The 15,482-nt window shown below is 58.3% G+C and carries 19 protein-coding genes and 1 tRNA gene; 12 read left to right on the top strand and 8 right to left on the bottom strand.

The annotated features are described in order from the left end of the window. Positions 1–65 precede the first annotated feature (65 nt). The 5 genes from AC3WKX_RS26085 to AC3WKX_RS26105 form a co-directional block, all read right to left on the bottom strand. On the bottom strand, positions 66–536 hold the full coding sequence (locus AC3WKX_RS26085) for a hypothetical protein (RefSeq protein WP_102605679.1): 471 nt from the start codon (positions 534–536) through the stop codon (positions 66–68). 9 nt (positions 537–545) lie between these two features. Continuing rightward, complete coding sequence (locus AC3WKX_RS26090; RefSeq protein ID WP_008438442.1) at positions 546–824, bottom strand: colicin E3-like toxin immunity protein; 279 nt, start codon at positions 822–824, stop codon at positions 546–548. Positions 825–838: 14 nt separating this feature from the next. Beyond that, positions 839–2,002, bottom strand: coding sequence for an S-type pyocin domain-containing protein (locus AC3WKX_RS26095; protein WP_102605678.1), 1,164 nt, complete (start codon positions 2,000–2,002; stop codon positions 839–841). Positions 2,003–2,127: 125 nt separating this feature from the next. Next, positions 2,128–2,448: a DUF6966 domain-containing protein gene (locus tag AC3WKX_RS26100; protein ID WP_008438441.1), complete on the bottom strand. Its 321-nt coding sequence runs from the start codon at positions 2,446–2,448 to the stop codon at positions 2,128–2,130. A gap of 37 nt (positions 2,449–2,485) precedes the next feature. Continuing rightward, on the bottom strand, positions 2,486–2,854 hold the full coding sequence (locus AC3WKX_RS26105) for a PH domain-containing protein (protein WP_003210321.1): 369 nt from the start codon (positions 2,852–2,854) through the stop codon (positions 2,486–2,488). Between the two features lie 157 nt (positions 2,855–3,011). Between AC3WKX_RS26105 and AC3WKX_RS26110 the strand changes: the two genes are divergently transcribed. Then, the gene (locus AC3WKX_RS26110) at positions 3,012–3,647 is read left to right on the top strand and encodes a LysE family translocator (protein ID WP_102605677.1); all 636 of its coding nucleotides are present in this window, start codon (positions 3,012–3,014) and stop codon (positions 3,645–3,647) included. Here the strand turns inward: AC3WKX_RS26110 and AC3WKX_RS26115 are convergent. After that, positions 3,644–3,973, bottom strand: coding sequence for a hypothetical protein (locus tag AC3WKX_RS26115; RefSeq protein WP_003210318.1), 330 nt, complete (start codon positions 3,971–3,973; stop codon positions 3,644–3,646). The genes AC3WKX_RS26110 and AC3WKX_RS26115 overlap by 4 nt on opposite strands. Before the next feature lie 94 nt (positions 3,974–4,067). Next, positions 4,068–4,152: transfer RNA gene (locus tag AC3WKX_RS26120), tRNA-Leu, on the bottom strand. Positions 4,153–4,260: 108 nt separating this feature from the next. On the opposite strand from AC3WKX_RS26120, the gene queA reads away from it, so the two are divergent. The 6 genes from queA (at position 4,261) to AC3WKX_RS26150 (ending at position 10,340) form a co-directional block, all read left to right on the top strand. After that, positions 4,261–5,310 carry a tRNA preQ1(34) S-adenosylmethionine ribosyltransferase-isomerase QueA gene (queA, locus tag AC3WKX_RS26125; protein WP_008438293.1) on the top strand — a complete coding sequence of 350 codons (1,050 nt, stop codon included), beginning with the start codon at positions 4,261–4,263 and terminating at the stop codon, positions 5,308–5,310. Positions 5,311–5,315: 5 nt separating this feature from the next. Continuing rightward, complete coding sequence (gene tgt, locus AC3WKX_RS26130; protein WP_003210314.1) at positions 5,316–6,431, top strand: tRNA guanosine(34) transglycosylase Tgt; 1,116 nt, start codon at positions 5,316–5,318, stop codon at positions 6,429–6,431. Positions 6,432–6,474: 43 nt separating this feature from the next. Further along, on the top strand, positions 6,475–6,813 hold the full coding sequence (yajC, locus tag AC3WKX_RS26135; RefSeq protein WP_003175975.1) for a preprotein translocase subunit YajC: 339 nt from the start codon (positions 6,475–6,477) through the stop codon (positions 6,811–6,813). A gap of 62 nt (positions 6,814–6,875) precedes the next feature. Continuing rightward, the gene (gene secD, locus AC3WKX_RS26140) at positions 6,876–8,744 is read left to right on the top strand and encodes a protein translocase subunit SecD (RefSeq protein WP_003210312.1); all 1,869 of its coding nucleotides are present in this window, start codon (positions 6,876–6,878) and stop codon (positions 8,742–8,744) included. Positions 8,745–8,753: 9 nt separating this feature from the next. Continuing rightward, positions 8,754–9,668: a protein translocase subunit SecF gene (gene secF / locus AC3WKX_RS26145; RefSeq protein WP_003210311.1), complete on the top strand. Its 915-nt coding sequence runs from the start codon at positions 8,754–8,756 to the stop codon at positions 9,666–9,668. A gap of 123 nt (positions 9,669–9,791) precedes the next feature. After that, a complete protein-coding gene (locus AC3WKX_RS26150) occupies positions 9,792–10,340 on the top strand; it encodes a glycine zipper 2TM domain-containing protein (RefSeq protein ID WP_003210309.1) in 549 nt (182 codons plus the stop codon). A 51-nt stretch (positions 10,341–10,391) separates the two neighbouring features. On the opposite strand, the gene suhB is transcribed toward AC3WKX_RS26150, so the two are convergent. Further along, entirely contained in the window at positions 10,392–11,207 is an 816-nt protein-coding gene (gene suhB, locus AC3WKX_RS26155; RefSeq protein ID WP_003175971.1) for a type III secretion system regulator SuhB, read from the bottom strand. Positions 11,208–11,352: 145 nt separating this feature from the next. Between suhB and trmJ the strand changes: the two genes are divergently transcribed. The 5 genes from trmJ (at position 11,353) to iscU (ending at position 15,459) form a co-directional block, all read left to right on the top strand. After that, positions 11,353–12,123 carry a tRNA (cytosine(32)/uridine(32)-2'-O)-methyltransferase TrmJ gene (trmJ, locus tag AC3WKX_RS26160; RefSeq protein ID WP_003210307.1) on the top strand — a complete coding sequence of 257 codons (771 nt, stop codon included), beginning with the start codon at positions 11,353–11,355 and terminating at the stop codon, positions 12,121–12,123. A 2-nt stretch (positions 12,124–12,125) separates the two neighbouring features. Further along, a complete protein-coding gene (cysE, locus tag AC3WKX_RS26165; protein ID WP_008438291.1) occupies positions 12,126–12,911 on the top strand; it encodes a serine O-acetyltransferase in 786 nt (261 codons plus the stop codon). Positions 12,912–13,213: 302 nt separating this feature from the next. Further along, on the top strand, positions 13,214–13,705 hold the full coding sequence (gene iscR, locus AC3WKX_RS26170; RefSeq protein WP_003210305.1) for a Fe-S cluster assembly transcriptional regulator IscR: 492 nt from the start codon (positions 13,214–13,216) through the stop codon (positions 13,703–13,705). A gap of 50 nt (positions 13,706–13,755) precedes the next feature. After that, on the top strand, positions 13,756–14,970 hold the full coding sequence (locus AC3WKX_RS26175; protein ID WP_008438290.1) for an IscS subfamily cysteine desulfurase: 1,215 nt from the start codon (positions 13,756–13,758) through the stop codon (positions 14,968–14,970). Between the two features lie 102 nt (positions 14,971–15,072). Next, positions 15,073–15,459, top strand: a complete 387-nt coding sequence (gene iscU, locus AC3WKX_RS26180; RefSeq protein ID WP_003209682.1) for a Fe-S cluster assembly scaffold IscU — start codon at positions 15,073–15,075, stop codon at positions 15,457–15,459. Positions 15,460–15,482 lie beyond the last annotated feature (23 nt).

The following is a 15,482-nucleotide window of genomic DNA, read 5'->3' on the forward strand; positions in this document are numbered from 1 at the left end:
GAAGATTGGGGGGCGGTTGGAGTTGTATAACCGGGAGGTGGGTGGGTTGTGTGCGCGGTTGAGTTTTAGCGCCTGTGGGGTGGAACCGGTGGGAATACCACACCGTTGAAGGTGTGGGTGCAGCAGTTGCAAAACGGCTTCATGAGCGCGGGTGTCAGTTGTGGGTTAACCTTTTGCAGCAGGCCAGCCTCGTCGACATACAAGCCGCTGTAGTAACTGGATTCGTCCGTTCGTACGTACTCTTTTTTGTCGCTTTCATGCAGAGCAACCATCCAGAACACAGGTTCCGGGCGGTCCAGGCGGGCGTTGGCTTCGCTGAACACACCATCCCAATGATGGCCGACCTTGGACAGAAGAAACCGAAATAGTGGCGTGTAATCGAGACCGTGCCGGTGATGGCTATGCATTGATCCACGGCTGAGCATGGAATTCTTTTCGCTTTTACTATGGCGTTGTTGCCTGTAGGTGCGGCAACTGCCGTGACGCACGTTGTGCGTGCGGGTGTTGACTGAGCGGTAGAGAGGGGGCTTTTTCATTGGATTCCTTTATGGTTTCTTGGAGGATTGGGGCGGCCATGTGCCTTGGTAGCTGAAAGAGATTTGGTAATCGAAGTTCACGGGTTCAATTACGTGCTGGAAATGCGGTTGGATAGTCGCTATCCAGCTTGGGCGAACGTTGAACACGTCCGCATATATCGCCGTTTCTTGACTCAACCCTAGTGTTTCAAAAAAGCTCTCCGCGTCATCAATATCTGCCGAGTATTCATCTGCCTTCACGTAATTGCTTTGCTTGTCGTACCAACGCAATCTGACTTTCATAACCATGATGTGTTTTCCACTTATCTGTATATGCGGCGTTCGGGTTTTGCTCGACCTCGGCGCTCACCGGTGTAGGGATCGAATGCGCCTAGGTGGGCAAGGTCACTGTTTCGATAGACTTCTAATTCGCCTTTCTTGGAATCCCACTCAAATATTTTCCTCCCTTTGGCATCTATCCAGCGCTCGCGTAAGCCGCTACCGCCTTTTCTAGGTGTCACGGGTCTTTGGTCTATCAGACCTGGAAAGCCTGTTATGTCTGCAGCGTTGGGGGCCGGGAAATAATCATGGTCCGGGTTTTTAAGCCCCTTTCGTGGTTCGTTAACCACCACATACAGCGGCCGAACCCCCGACTCCACCGAAAAAACCAGAATAAAATCCCGATACTCCGGCGGATAAATCGGGTTCACCAGCATCTGTTTGGCCGCCTCCGTCGGCGGATAAATCCACATCACCGGCGCTTGTGGTGCAGCCTCCAATGCCGGTATGCCAAGGGTGTCGCCAGGATCAATGGCCGGCGTCCAAATCAGCTCCACACCCTCGCCAAGATCCGCCACGAACTGACTGTCACGACTCTGAAACTGCACCACATCGATCATCTGCCAGTCGGTATTTTTACCGGTGTAAAACCCATATCCCTTCAGCGTCCCATCGGCGCGTTGCTCGATATGCAACCGCATCCGCGAACGGGCTTTTTGCAGGTGACGAAGCTGCTCTTCGCTATAGAGCGCACTGTCGCCAAGCTCCGACGGCCAGGCCAGCGCCACCAGCCCTGCAAGCAAACCCCCAGCGGCGGCACCGACCGCCGCAGCCGCGGACTCCAACGCGGATGTGCGCAGCACAAGCTGGCCAAGCCCAACGGGTAGGGCACTACCGCTGATTTTCCTGAGGGAAACGCCGCCTTGGCTGTCCACTTCCCGTCCGCCTAACAGCGTGAAGTGGCCGTAATCCTTGATCAGCTCAAGCGGCACATAACCGGTGGGGTTGTTGTAGCTGATGATCCCGTCGGGCAACTGGCACGACTTGGCGAATACATGGCCTGGAATTCTCGCGGGTTCAGGCGTGGGCGCGGGAGGGGCTTCATACAAATCAATGAACGGTGAATACGGAATCTGCTTAGGCTGCGGCGTCAGGATTCGCCGCTTCAGCTGCTCTTCTTCGGTAATTGGATACGCGCGCTCTGTCATGGCTGCTCACTTCCCTGTGCAAGGAAGCGAGCCTATGAGAGCGGAGAAGAACCTGAAATTCTCGTTGTTCGATGGGAGGTGTGGGAAAAGTCACTTTAGCAATCGCTACATTGATTCAAGCACGCTTACTCTGCCTGAGAGCGCTGTATCTGCGCGCCCAACTGCGCGGCTTTATTACGTAACCCGTCCAACCGGTCGTTCAACTCCTTGTATCCAGGCTTCCAGAAAAAAACGCCGCCTTCGCTGCTTTGTCCAAGAACGAGGTCATTGAACGAGCCCATTCCGCCGTATGCAGAGCGCAAATAGGTGATTCCGGAGTAATCGGATGCTTGCAATAAGGTTTTGGCCTTACGCATCCATCGGCTCCAGTGATTGTCCCCATCGCTTTCCAGCAGGATGGCAAGTTCCTCAAGCACATCGATTAGCTCTGCGGTTTTTGGGCCCATAGTGGGAAATCCTTAAAAGCGGAGTTTTCGTAACGGTTCAAAGCACATGCCGGGAAATCACCCTCGATATCTCAACAATCGACGTCTTCCCCGTGAACTCAAACTTCACTTTCCCCACCGCCGAAAAGTAAATCTCCAGCTCCGAATCCAGATCGAACGTCCCGGAGGTTTCCACCGAATACGCGACGATGTTTTTGTACGGCAGGGACGTGAAGTCTTTTTTGCTGCCGGTAATCCCTTGCACGTTCACGGCGATGATGCGCTTGGTGGTGAACACCACCCCATCGCGCATGGCCTTATAGGAGTCGATGACCTGCTCATCATCCAGCAGCAATGACGAAACGCGCTCGGCGTATTCGTTGTTCTGCTTGAGCTTGAAGAAGCCTTTGTTGTTGAAGTCGATCATGTGCCTTTCCTTGGGTGAGTGGTGCAGCAGATGCCGGTACCGGTGTATGACGTTTTGCTCGCGGATCTGTATCTAACGGCGTTCCTTTTATCGACCTACCATGGCGCCAACAACCCGCCGGCCATCACAAGGTTTTACGTCGTCAAGGAGCCACACCATGCCCGAACTCTCCAGCCTGCTTGCCTACGGCCTGATCTCGCTCGGCATGGTACTGACGCCCGGCCCGAACATGATTTACCTCATTTCGCGGTCGATCTGCCAGGGGCGATTGGCCGGGCTGATTTCCCTGGGCGGCGTTGCGATGGGTTTTGTCGTCTATATGTTCTGCGCGGCATTGGGTATCACCGCGTTGGTGATGGCGGTTCCCTATGCCTACGACGCGCTGCGGCTCGGCGGGGCGCTGTATCTGGTTTACCTGGCCTGGCAGGCGGTGAAGCCGGGTGGCCGGTCGCCCTTCCAAGTGCGGGACTTGCCCAAGGACAGCCCGCGCAAGCTGTTCATGATGGGCTTTGTCACCAACCTGCTGAATCCCAAAGTGGCAGTGATGTATCTGTCGTTGCTGCCCCAGTTTATCGACCCCAACGGGCACGCCAGTGTGCTGTCGCAATCGCTGGTACTGGGCTTTACGCAGATCATGATCAGCGTGAGCGTCAACGGGCTGATCGCTCTGATGGCGGGCTCGATCGCGGGGTTCTTCATCCGCAAACCGGTCTGGCAAACCGTACAGCGCTGGTTGATGGGCTCGGTGCTGATGGGCCTGGCTGTACGCATGGCGGTCGAAGGCAGGCGTTAAAGGATCGCCTTCAGGTAATCCTTGAGTGCGTTGAGCGGGGCATTGAGTTCTTCGAGTGTCGTCGCTTGGCGCGCATCCACCGCAAGCCGTTGCAGCTCGCGGCCCATCACGGTGTGTGCACCGCCCAGGGATTCGAGGGCCAATGCCAGGCACTCGTCGATCTTATGCTGGATGGCATTGATATCGCCCTTGCGCACCAGCAAGCCAAACACCTCCCGCTCATAGCCGTCCATGACCAGGTCGTCCCGCAGAATCGGGCTCGCGCCTTCGGTCTCATGCACCAGCTTGAGCGCAAAAAGCGCTACAGCTTCCAGCGTCTGTTCCATGGCCAAGGTTCCTCTTTTCTCGCGTTCGCCCGCCCATCATCACTTTCCTGCAGGCGAAAAAAAAGACCTTGAATTTCAAGGTCTTTTTTTAAGATGGTGCCCCGAGGGAGACTCGAACTCCCACTCCTTTCGAAAACGGATTTTGAATCCGCCGCGTCTACCAATTCCGCCATCAGGGCTCAATGGCGGCGAAGTATAGAGATGAGATTACCGTTGGTCAATCACGTTTCATGGTCAATTTTCACTATTTCCGCTAGACTTCCCGGCCCTGCTAGACGAACCCCATCATGCGCGTTGCTGACTTTACTTTTGAGCTCCCTGATTCGCTGATCGCTCGCCATCCTTTGGCCGAGCGTCGCGCCAGTCGACTGCTGACCCTGGACGGGGTCAGCGGTGCCCTCGCACACCGTCAATTCACTGATTTGCTTGAGCATTTACGCCCAGGCGACTTGATGGTTTTCAACAATACCCGGGTGATTCCGGCTCGCCTTTTTGGCCAGAAAGCATCCGGCGGCAAGCTGGAAATTCTGGTGGAGCGGGTGCTGGACAGCCATCGCGTGCTGGCCCATGTGCGCTCCAGCAAGTCGCCGAAACCGGGTTCGAAGATCCTTATCGATGGCGGTGGCGAAGCAGAAATGCTGGCCCGTCATGATGCGTTGTTCGAGCTTGGGTTTGCCGAGGAAGTGTTGCCGCTGCTGGAACGCGTCGGCCATATGCCGTTGCCTCCTTATATAGACCGCCCGGATGAAGACTCGGACCGCGAGCGTTATCAGACGGTGTATTCCCAGCGACTGGGCGCGGTGGCTGCACCGACGGCGGGGCTGCATTTCGACCAGCCGCTGCTGGATGCGATTGCCGCCAAAGGCGTTGAAACGGCCTATGTGACCCTGCACGTGGGGGCCGGCACGTTTCAGCCGGTGCGTGTGGATAACATCGAAGACCACCATATGCACAGCGAGTGGCTGGAAGTCAGCCAGGACGTCGTGGATGCGGTTGAAGCGTGCAAGGCGCGCGGCGGGCGGGTGGTGGCGGTCGGTACGACCAGCGTGCGCTCGCTGGAAAGCGCGGCGCGCGATGGCGTGCTCAAGCCGTTCAGTGGCGACACAGACATCTTTATCTACCCGGGCCGGCCGTTTCATGTGGTCGATGCCCTGGTGACCAATTTCCATTTGCCGGAATCCACTCTGTTGATGCTGGTGTCGGCATTTGCCGGTTATCCCGAGACCATGGCCGCTTATCAAGCCGCCATCGATAACGGATACCGTTTTTTCAGCTACGGTGATGCGATGTTTATCACCCGTAATCCGGCGCCGCGCGGCCCAGAGGAACAATCATGAGTCGTATGTCGTTTGAATTGCTGGCCACGGATGGTAAAGCTCGCCGCGGCCGTTTGACTTTCCCTCGCGGTACCGTCGAGACCCCGGCTTTTATGCCGGTCGGTACCTACGGCACGGTAAAAGGCATGCTGCCGCGTGACATCGTCGCCACGGGCGCCGAGATCATCCTCGGCAACACCTTCCACCTGTGGCTGCGCCCGGGCACCGAAGTGATCAAGAAGCATGGCGACCTGCATGACTTCATGAAGTGGCAAGGCCCGATCCTCACTGACTCCGGTGGTTTCCAGGTGTTCAGCCTGGGCGCCATGCGCAAGATCAAGGAGGAGGGCGTGACCTTCGCCTCCCCGGTGGACGGCGCCAAAGTGTTCATGGGCCCGGAAGAGTCGATGCAGGTGCAACGTGACCTGGGCTCCGACATCGTGATGATTTTCGACGAGTGCACGCCGTACCCGGCCGATGAAGACGTCGCGCGGATTTCCATGGAACTGTCGTTGCGTTGGGCCCAGCGCTCGAAAAACGCCCATGGCGATAACACCGCTGCCCTGTTCGGTATTGTGCAGGGCGGCATGCATGAAAGCTTGCGCAAGCGCTCGCTCGAAGGCCTGGACAAGATCGGCTTCGACGGCCTGGCCATCGGCGGCCTGTCAGTGGGCGAGCCCAAGCACGAGATGATCAAGGTGCTGGATTACCTGCCGGGCCTGATGCCGGCTGACAAACCTCGTTACCTTATGGGCGTTGGCAAACCGGAGGATCTCGTAGAGGGTGTGCGCCGCGGTGTGGACATGTTCGATTGCGTGATGCCAACCCGTAATGCCCGCAATGGGCATCTGTTCATCGATACAGGCGTGCTGAAGATCCGTAACGCGTTCCATCGCCATGATGAATCGCCGCTGGATCCTACCTGTGACTGCTACACCTGCCAGAACTTCTCGCGCGCTTATCTGCACCATCTGGACAAGTGTGGGGAAATGCTGGGTAGCATGTTGAATACCATCCACAATTTGCGTCACTACCAAGTCCTGATGGCTGGTTTGCGCGAGGCTATTCAACAGGGTACATTGGCCGCCTTCGTCGATGCCTTCTATGCCAAGCGCGGGCTGCCTGTGCCGCCCTTGGACTGAGTTTTCCGACCCTAAGATTCACTATTTGCAACTGGAGTGCTAAATGAGCTTTTTTATCTCTAATGCCATGGCTGATGCCGCTGCACCGGCCGCTGCCGGTCCTATGGGCGGTGGTTTTGAGTGGATTTTCCTGGTCGGCTTCCTGGTCATCTTCTACCTGATGATCTGGCGTCCACAGGCCAAGCGCGCCAAAGAGCAGAAGAACCTGCTGGGCAGCTTGCAGAAAGGCGACGAAGTCGTGACCACTGGCGGCATCGCCGGCAAGATCACTAAAGTGTCCGACGCTTTCGTGGTTCTGGAAGTCTCCGACACCGTAGAAATGAAGTTCCAGAAGGGCGCCATCGCTGCCACGCTGCCAAAAGGCACGCTCAAAGCGATCTAAGTAACAACCTTTACCAATCGACGGGGCGCGCAAGGCGCCCCGCGTTATAAGCGGGCGGCGTGATGCTGAACAAATACCCTCTGTGGAAATACGTACTGATCCTGGCGGTGCTGGCGATCGGTTTTATTTATTCCGCTCCCAATCTCTATCCTGATGACCCGGCTATCCAGATCACTGGCGCCAGCACTGCGCTGCAGGTCAATCAGGCTGATCTGGACCGTGCGAGCAAAGCGCTCACCGACGCGGGTATCCAGGTTAAAGCGGCAAGTTTGGCTGCTGATGCGAAGGGCGGCTTGTTGCGCCTGACCAAGCAAGAAGACCAATTGCCGGCAAAAGACGTTGTGCGCAAGGTCATGGGTGATGACTACGTCGTCGCACTGAACCTGGCACAGACCACGCCAAAATGGCTGCGCGCGATCGGCGCACACCCGATGAAGCTGGGTCTGGACTTGTCCGGTGGTGTGCACTTCCTGCTGGAAGTGGACATGGACAAGGCCCTCGACGCTCGCCTGAAAGTCTACGAAGGCGATGTGAAGAGCCTGCTGCGTAAAGAGCGCCTGCGTTATCGCAGCCTGCCGCAGCTCAACGGTGCCATCCAGCTGGGCTTTGCTGACGAAGCAACCCGCGAACAGGCCCGTGCGCTGATCCGCAAGAACTTCAACGATTTCGACATTGTTCCGGCCGACCTCAATGGTCAGGCGGTACTGCGTCTGGCGATGACCCCGGCCAAGCTGGCGGAAATCCGTGAATACTCGATCAAGCAGAACTTGACCACGGTACGTAACCGCGTCAACGAGCTGGGTGTGGCCGAGCCGATCGTTCAGCGCCAGGGTGCCAACCGCATCGTGGTTGAACTGCCGGGCGTGCAGGACACCGCTGAAGCCAAGCGTATCCTGGGTAAAACAGCCAACCTGGAATTCCGCCTGGCGGCTGAGCCGGGTGCTACCCGTGCTACTGCAGAAGAGTTCGAGTTCCGTGAAGGCAATCGTCCACCTGCACTGATCGAGCGTGGCTTGATCATTACGGGTGACCAGGTGACCGACGCCAAGGCTGGTTTCGGCGAGCACGGTACGCCTGAAGTGAACATCCGCCTGGATGGCCACGGCGGCGAACTGATGAGCCGCGCAACCCGCAGCAACGTCGGTCGCAGCATGGCGGTGATCTTCATCGAGCAGCGTCCTGTCACCACCTACACCAAGCAAGTGGTCGACGGCGTCGAGAAAGACGTACCGGTACAGACCTTTAAAGAAGAGAAGAAGATCATCAGCCTGGCGACCATCCAGTCGCCGCTGGGTGCTCAATTCCGCATCACCGGCCTGAACGGCCAGGGTGAGTCATCCGAACTGGCGCTGCTGCTGCGTGCCGGTGGCCTGGCCGCCCCGATGTACTTCGCTGAAGAACGTACCATCGGCCCGAGCCTGGGTGCTGACAACATCACCAAGGGTATCGACGCTGCACTGTGGGGCATGCTGTTCGTCTCCCTGTTCATCATCGCCATCTATCGCTTCTTCGGCGTCATCGCCACCGTCGCGCTGGCGGGCAACATGGTGATGCTGCTGGCCCTGATGTCGCTGCTGGGTGCAACGCTGACCCTGCCAGGTATCGCCGGTATCGTACTCACCATGGGTATGGCGGTTGACGCCAACGTACTGATCTTCTCGCGGATTCGTGAAGAGATTGCTGCGGGCATGACCGTGCAACGGGCAATCAACGAAGGCTTCGGCCGGGCATTTACTGCAATTCTCGACTCCAACCTGACCACCCTGTTGGTCGGCGGGATTCTCTTTGCCATGGGCACCGGCCCGGTCAAAGGTTTTGCGGTGACCATGTCCCTCGGTATCTTTACCTCGATGTTCACGGCCATCATGGTGACCCGCGCAATGGTCAACCTGATCTTTGGCGGACGTGACTTCAAGAAGTTGTGGATTTAAGGGGCTGCCATGTTACGTACAATCAACTTCATGGGCGTTCGCAACGTTGCGTTCGGCTTCACCATGCTCCTTACCGTTCTGGCGTTGTTCAGCTGGTTCCATAAGGGCCTGAACTACGGTCTGGACTTCACCGGCGGTACGCTCATCGAGCTGACCTACGAGAAGCCGGCCGACGTTAGCCTGGTGCGCAACGAGCTGGTCAAGGCCGGCTATCACGAGGCTATCGTGCAGAGCTTTGGTGCAACCACCGACCTGCTGGTGCGTATGCCGGGCGAAGACCCGCAACTGGGTCACCAGGTAGCCGAGGCCTTGCAGAAGGTCGGCGGCGACAACCCGGCGTCGGTCAAGCGCGTCGAGTTCGTGGGCCCGCAGGTAGGTGAAGAGCTGCGCGACCAAGGCGGCCTCGGCATGCTGATGGCGCTGGTCGGCATCATGATCTACCTGGCTTTCCGCTTTCAGTGGAAGTTCGGTGTCGGCGCCATTGTGTCGCTGATCCACGACGTGATCGTGACCGTGGGTATCCTGGCCTACTTCCAGATCACCTTCGACCTGACGGTATTGGCGGCGGTGCTGGCAATCATTGGCTACTCCCTCAATGACACCATCGTGGTATTCGACCGGGTTCGTGAGAACTTCCGGGTGCTGCGCAAGGCGACGTTGATCGAGAACATCAACATCTCCACCACCCAGACCCTGCTGCGCACCATGGCGACTTCGATCTCCACCTTGCTGGCGATTGCCGCACTGATGGTGTTCGGTGGCGACAACCTGTGGGGCTTCTCGCTGTCGCTGTTCATCGGCGTGCTGGCGGGTACCTACTCGTCGATCTACATCGCCAACGTGGTACTGATCTGGCTGAACCTCAACAGCGAAGACCTGATCCCTCCTGCCAGCACCGGCAAGGAGGTCGACGACCGCCCTTGATGGGTGATTGTTGATCTGCTGTTACAAATAAGGCGCGAGTATTGAACTCGCGCCTTTTTTTTTGCTCCAAGGCTGGGTATAGCGCGGATCGTTCGGTCCGTTTGTGATGGTCAGGAGGTTCACGTGAACAAGTCGTTACTGGTTGGTGCGGTATTGGGTGCTGTCGGTGTGACTGCCGGGGGTGCTGTTGCCACCTACAGCCTGGTAAAAAGCGGCCCTGAGTATGCGCAAGTGCTGGCGGTGCAGCCGGTGAAAACCCAGATTAAAACCCCGCGTGAAGTCTGCAAGGATGTTGCCGTAACCCGGCAGAAACCTGTGCAGGATCAGCATCAGATCGTCGGTACGGTGGTCGGTGCGCTGGCGGGCGGCCTGTTGGGTAATCAGGTCGGCGGCGGTAATGGCAAGAAGCTGGCCACCGTGGCCGGTGCGGTCGGTGGTGGTTACGCTGGTAACAAGGTTCAGGAAGGCATGCAGAACCGCGATACCTACACCACCACGCAAACTCGTTGTAATACCGTTAATGACATCAGCGACAAGGTTGTCGGGTACGACGTACGTTACACCCTGGACGGCAAGGAAGGCTCCGTGCGCATGGATCGTGATCCAGGCAACCAGATCCCCGTCGACAAGGAAGGGCGCCTGGTTATCGGTCAGAACCAGCCGCAGCAGTAATCCCAGGTATAAAAAAAGCACCCCGAGGGGTGCTTTTTTGTGCTCGCTCGCTTAGCGCTTCAGCGAAGCCGGCAGATGCGGCTGGATCGCCGTCAGGACTGCCTTGAAGCATTTGGTGTTGCCGGCAACCACGTGACCCTTCTCCAGGAAGTCGTGACCACCGGTGAAGTCGCTCACCAGGCCGCCCGCTTCTTGAATCAGCAGTGCGCCTGCAGCCATGTCCCACTCGGACAGGCCCGACTCCCAGAACGCATCAAAGCGACCGGCAGCGACATACGCCAGGTCCAGGCTGGCTGCGCCGGCGCGACGGATGCCGGCGGTCTGGCCAACCAGGGCGCGGAACATGCCCAGGTAGTTTTCCAGGTTGTCCATCTGGTCGTCACGGAACGGGAAGCCGGTACCCAGCAGGGCGCCGTCGAGGCTGGTGCGACCGCTGACGCGCAGGCGGCGACCGTTCAACTGGGCGCCACGGCCACGGCTGGCGGTGAATTCTTCCTGGCGAACCGGGTCCAGCACAACGGCGTGTTCCAGGCGGCCACGGTATTTGCAGGCAATGCTCACGGCAAAGTGCGGGATACCGCGCAGGAAGTTGGTGGTGCCATCCAGTGGGTCGATGATCCACAGGTAGTCTTCGCCTTCGCCGCTACCTTTGTGCAAACCGGTTTCTTCACCGAGGATGCCGTGGGTAGGGTAGGCCTTGCGCAGCGCGTCGATGATTTTCTGCTCGGCAGCGCGATCCACCTCGGATACGTAATCCTTGGCGTCTTTTTCGTCGACCTTGATGGTATCCAGGCGCTCGATGGAGCGGAAGATCAATTCACTGGCGCTGCGGGCGGCGCGCAGCGCGATATTCAGCATGGGCTGCATGGATGTGTCACCTAAGGTTGTTAAAGAAAGCCGAGCATTCTAGCAGAAACTTTCTTCAGGTGAAGGACGACGTTACCTTTCATGGCATAACCTTAGGCTGTTCTGTAAGATTTGCTCCCCTTTCCCGTGTCCGAGAGCGCCTCCCTTGCTGCAAAACATCCGTGTCGTCCTCGTCAATACCAGTCATCCCGGCAATATCGGCGGCGTGGCGCGAGCCATGAAGAACATGGGGCTGACGCGCCTGGTGCTGGTGGAGCCGCGGGTGTTCCCGCACCACGAGGCCGATGCGCGCGCGTCCGGCGCCAATGACATCCTCGAAAAAGCCCAGGTCGTTGCCACCCTGGAAGACGCCCTGGTCGGCTGCAACCTGGTGCTCGGCACCAGCGCTCGCGACCGTCGCATCCCCTGGCCGCTGCTGGATCCTCGCGAATGCGGGACCAAAGTCGTGGAAGAGGCCGCCGGCGGCGCTGAAATCGCCTTGGTATTCGGCCGTGAAGACTCCGGCCTGACCAATGAAGAGCTGCAGCGATGTCATTATCACGTGCACATCCCATCAGACCCCGAGTTCAGTTCGCTGAACCTCGGGGCAGCGGTGCAGGTGTTGAGCTATGAAGTGCGCATGGCTTGGCTGGCCGCTGAAGGCCAGCCAAGCAAGGTTGAAAAGGACGAGGTTGCATCGACCAAGAGTGGCGAACTGGCCACCATGGACGAGCTGGAGCGATTCTATGAGCACCTGGAGCAAACCCTGGTGGCCATCGAGTTCCTCGATCCGGAAAAACCGCGGCACTTGATGGCGCGTCTGCGCCGGCTATACGGACGCAGCTCGGTCAGCCGGGCAGAAATGAATATATTGCGTGGCATCCTCACGGAAACCCAGAAAGCGGCCCGTGGCGAGCTTCTTAAGCGGAAGGATTAAAAATGTTCGAGCGTTTGCGAGAAGATATCCAGAGTGTTTTCCACCGTGACCCGGCGGCGCGCAACGCCTTTGAAGTGCTGACCTGCTACCCGGGCATGCACGCGATCTGGATCCATCGCCTGTCCGGCGCCTTGTGGGGCATGGGCTGGAAATGGCTGGCGCGGCTGGTGTCGAACTTCGGCCGTTGGTTGACCGGGATTGAGATTCATCCGGGCGCCAAGGTCGGCCGCCGCTTTTTTATCGACCACGGCATGGGCATCGTTATCGGCGAGACCGCCGAGATTGGTGATGACGTGACCCTGTACCAGGGCGTGACCCTGGGTGGCACAACCTGGAACAAAGGCAAGCGCCACCCTACGCTGGAAGATGGCGTTGTAGTCGGGGCGGGCGCGAAGGTGCTCGGTCCGTTTACCGTGGGTGCGGGCGCCAAGGTCGGCTCCAATGCTGTGGTGACCAAGGCTGTACCGCCTGGCGCAACGGTTGTCGGCATTCCCGGGCGGATCATCGTCAAGCCGGAAGTGGGTGATGAGCAGGAAGCCAAGCGCAAGGCCATGGCCGAGAAGATCGGCTTCGATGCCTATGGCGTCAGCGAAGACATGCCTGACCCGGTAGCGCGTGCCATCGGTCAGTTGCTGGATCACCTGCAAGCGGTGGACGGCAAGCTGGACGGTATGTGCGGCGCCCTGAAAGACCTCGGCAGCAGCTACTGCGCCAAGGATCTGCCTGAGCTGCGCAAGGAAGACTTTGCCGAGATCAAGGACGAAAGTGCCGCCACCAAGGCTGGCTGAAGTCTCGCAATCACTGCAAAACCCATGTGGGAGCGGGCTTGCTCGCGAAAGCTGCGCGTCAGTCACCGAATATATTGACTGAATCACCGCATTCGCGAGCAAGCCCGCTCCCACATTTTGACCTTCATTAGTCCCGAATTCCCGCTTGGCCCTGTTCCCGCTGGTCCATCCCGTCCCGCCCTGCTATGATTCGCGCGCCCTTTTTACGGGTATTCCTGACTAAAGTACTAGGTCTTATAGTTGACTTAAATACTCGGGAATCGCATACTTGCTCCCATTCTGAAACACCTTGGTACTTGTCCATGAGACTGACTACAAAAGGCCGATACGCGGTGACCGCCATGCTTGACCTGGCCTTGCACGCGCAAAATGGGCCGGTGTCCCTGGCCGATATCTCCGAGCGCCAAGGCATTTCCCTGTCCTACCTCGAGCAGTTGTTCGCCAAGTTGCGCCGCAGCAATCTGGTTTCCAGCGTTCGTGGTCCAGGCGGCGGCTATCAATTGTCCCGCGACATGCAGGGCATCCAGGTCGCCCAGGTGATCGACGCGGTGAATGAATCCGTCGATGCCACCAAATGCCAGGGGCTGGGTGATTGCCACGCTGGTGACACCTGCCTCACGCACCACTTGTGGTGTGACCTGAGCCTGCAGATCCATGAGTTTTTGAGTGGTATCAGCTTGGCTGATCTTGTGACTCGCCGTGAGGTGCAAGAAGTAGCCCAGCGTCAGGACCAGCGCCGTTGCAACACCAAGGCGCCGCGTCTGGACAAGATTGAAGCGTCCGCCGTCGAGTGACAGCCGAAGAGCTAACGGCACGCCAGCCAGCCTGATTTAGGAGAAAGTCCATGAAATTGCCGATTTACCTTGATTACTCAGCGACCACCCCGGTTGATCCGCGTGTCGCGCAAAAGATGAGCGAATGCCTGCTGGTTGACGGAAACTTCGGTAACCCGGCGTCCCGTTCCCACGTTTTCGGCTGGAAAGCCGAAGAAGCAGTGGAAAACGCTCGTCGCCAGGTCGCTGACCTGGTGAATGCCGACCCACGTGAAATCGTCTGGACCTCCGGTGCCACCGAGTCCGACAACCTGGCAATCAAGGGTGCGGCGCATTTCTACGCGACCAAAGGCAAACACCTGATCACCACCAAGATTGAGCACAAGGCTGTCCTCGACACCATGCGCCAACTGGAGCGTGAAGGTTTTGAGGTTACCTACCTCGAGCCAACCACCGACGGTATCGTGACCCCGGCGATGATCGAAGCCGCGATGCGTGAAGACACCATCCTGGTTTCCGTGATCCACGTGAACAACGAAATCGGCACCATCAACGACATCGCCGCCATCGGCGAGCTGACCCGCTCCAAGGGCGTGTTGCTGCACGTCGACGCTGCTCAGTCCACCGGCAAGGTCGATATCGACCTGTCGAAACTGAAAGTCGACCTGATGTCGTTCTCTGCCCACAAGACCTACGGCCCTAAAGGCATCGGCGCCCTCTACGTGAGCCGCAAGCCTCGCGTACGTATCGAAGCCACCATGCACGGCGGCGGTCACGAGCGCGGCATGCGTTCGGGCACCCTGGCGACCCACCAGATCGTCGGCATCGGCGAAGCGTTCCGTGTGGCCAAGGAAGACATGGCTGCCGAAAACGTGCGCATCAAGGCCCTGAGCGATCGCTTCTACAAGCAGGTCGAGCACCTTGAAGAGCTGTACATCAACGGCAGCATGACCGCCCGTGTACCGCACAACCTGAATTTGAGCTTCAACTACGTCGAAGGCGAGTCGCTGATCATGGCGCTCAAGGACCTGGCGGTTTCGTCCGGCTCGGCCTGCACCTCGGCTTCCCTTGAGCCGTCTTACGTCCTGCGCGCCCTGGGCCGCAACGACGAACTGGCTCACAGCTCGATCCGCTTTACATTCGGCCGTTTCACCACCGAAGAAGAAGTCGACTACGCCGCGCAGAAAGTCTGCGAGGCCGTCACCAAGCTGCGTACCTTGTCCCCGCTGTGGGACATGTACAAGGACGGTGTCGACATTTCCAAGATCGAGTGGGCGGCACACTAAATATAGAAGCCGCCACCCAAAAGGCTCTGTAAAGACGTGGCGGAAAACGCAGGCGTGTTTACAGGGCTCCAGAGCGGCCCTGATGAGTGAGGATTCAGTACCATGGCTTACAGCGAAAAGGTCATCGACCACTACGAAAACCCGCGCAACGTCGGCAAGATGAACGCGGAAGACCCTGATGTCGGCACCGGCATGGTCGGCGCTCCGGCGTGCGGCGACGTTATGCGCCTGCAGATCAAAGTCAACGAAGCTGGCGTTATCGAAGACGCCAAGTTCAAGACCTACGGTTGCGGTTCGGCCATCGCCTCCAGCTCCCTGGCGACCGAATGGATGAAAGGCAAGACCCTGGATGAGGCTGTGACTATCAGCAACACCCAGCTGGCCGAAGAGCTGGCCTTGCCGCCAGTGAAAATCCACTGCTCGGTACTCGCAGAAGACGCCATCAAGGCGGCCGTTCGCGACTACAAGCAGAAGAAAGGCTTGATCTAAGCAATTTGGCGACGAGTAAGGAG

The organism is Pseudomonas sp. GP01-A4 (genome assembly GCF_058780865.1).

Bases quoted from the DNA above. Each gene is read 5' to 3' on its own strand.
- AC3WKX_RS26100 (WP_008438441.1), bottom strand. From the start codon at position 2,448: ATGGGCCCAAAAACCGCAGAGCTAATCGATGTGCTTGAGGAACTTGCC.
- iscU (WP_003209682.1), top strand. From the start codon at position 15,073: ATGGCTTACAGCGAAAAGGTCATCGACCACTACGAAAACCCGCGCAAC.
- iscR (WP_003210305.1), top strand. From the start codon at position 13,214: ATGAGACTGACTACAAAAGGCCGATACGCGGTGACCGCCATGCTTGAC.
- AC3WKX_RS26095 (WP_102605678.1), bottom strand. From the start codon at position 2,002: ATGACAGAGCGCGCGTATCCAATTACCGAAGAAGAGCAGCTGAAGCGG.
- secF (WP_003210311.1), top strand. From the start codon at position 8,754: ATGTTACGTACAATCAACTTCATGGGCGTTCGCAACGTTGCGTTCGGC.
- AC3WKX_RS26105 (WP_003210321.1), bottom strand. From the start codon at position 2,854: ATGATCGACTTCAACAACAAAGGCTTCTTCAAGCTCAAGCAGAACAAC.
- AC3WKX_RS26110 (WP_102605677.1), top strand. From the start codon at position 3,012: ATGCCCGAACTCTCCAGCCTGCTTGCCTACGGCCTGATCTCGCTCGGC.
- AC3WKX_RS26175 (WP_008438290.1), top strand. From the start codon at position 13,756: ATGAAATTGCCGATTTACCTTGATTACTCAGCGACCACCCCGGTTGAT.
- secD (WP_003210312.1), top strand. From the start codon at position 6,876: ATGCTGAACAAATACCCTCTGTGGAAATACGTACTGATCCTGGCGGTG.
- AC3WKX_RS26085 (WP_102605679.1), bottom strand. From the start codon at position 536: ATGAAAAAGCCCCCTCTCTACCGCTCAGTCAACACCCGCACGCACAAC.
- AC3WKX_RS26090 (WP_008438442.1), bottom strand. From the start codon at position 824: ATGGTTATGAAAGTCAGATTGCGTTGGTACGACAAGCAAAGCAATTAC.
- yajC (WP_003175975.1), top strand. From the start codon at position 6,475: ATGAGCTTTTTTATCTCTAATGCCATGGCTGATGCCGCTGCACCGGCC.
- suhB (WP_003175971.1), bottom strand. From the start codon at position 11,207: ATGCAGCCCATGCTGAATATCGCGCTGCGCGCCGCCCGCAGCGCCAGT.
- AC3WKX_RS26115 (WP_003210318.1), bottom strand. From the start codon at position 3,973: ATGGAACAGACGCTGGAAGCTGTAGCGCTTTTTGCGCTCAAGCTGGTG.
- queA (WP_008438293.1), top strand. From the start codon at position 4,261: ATGCGCGTTGCTGACTTTACTTTTGAGCTCCCTGATTCGCTGATCGCT.
- tgt (WP_003210314.1), top strand. From the start codon at position 5,316: ATGTCGTTTGAATTGCTGGCCACGGATGGTAAAGCTCGCCGCGGCCGT.
- cysE (WP_008438291.1), top strand. From the start codon at position 12,126: ATGTTCGAGCGTTTGCGAGAAGATATCCAGAGTGTTTTCCACCGTGAC.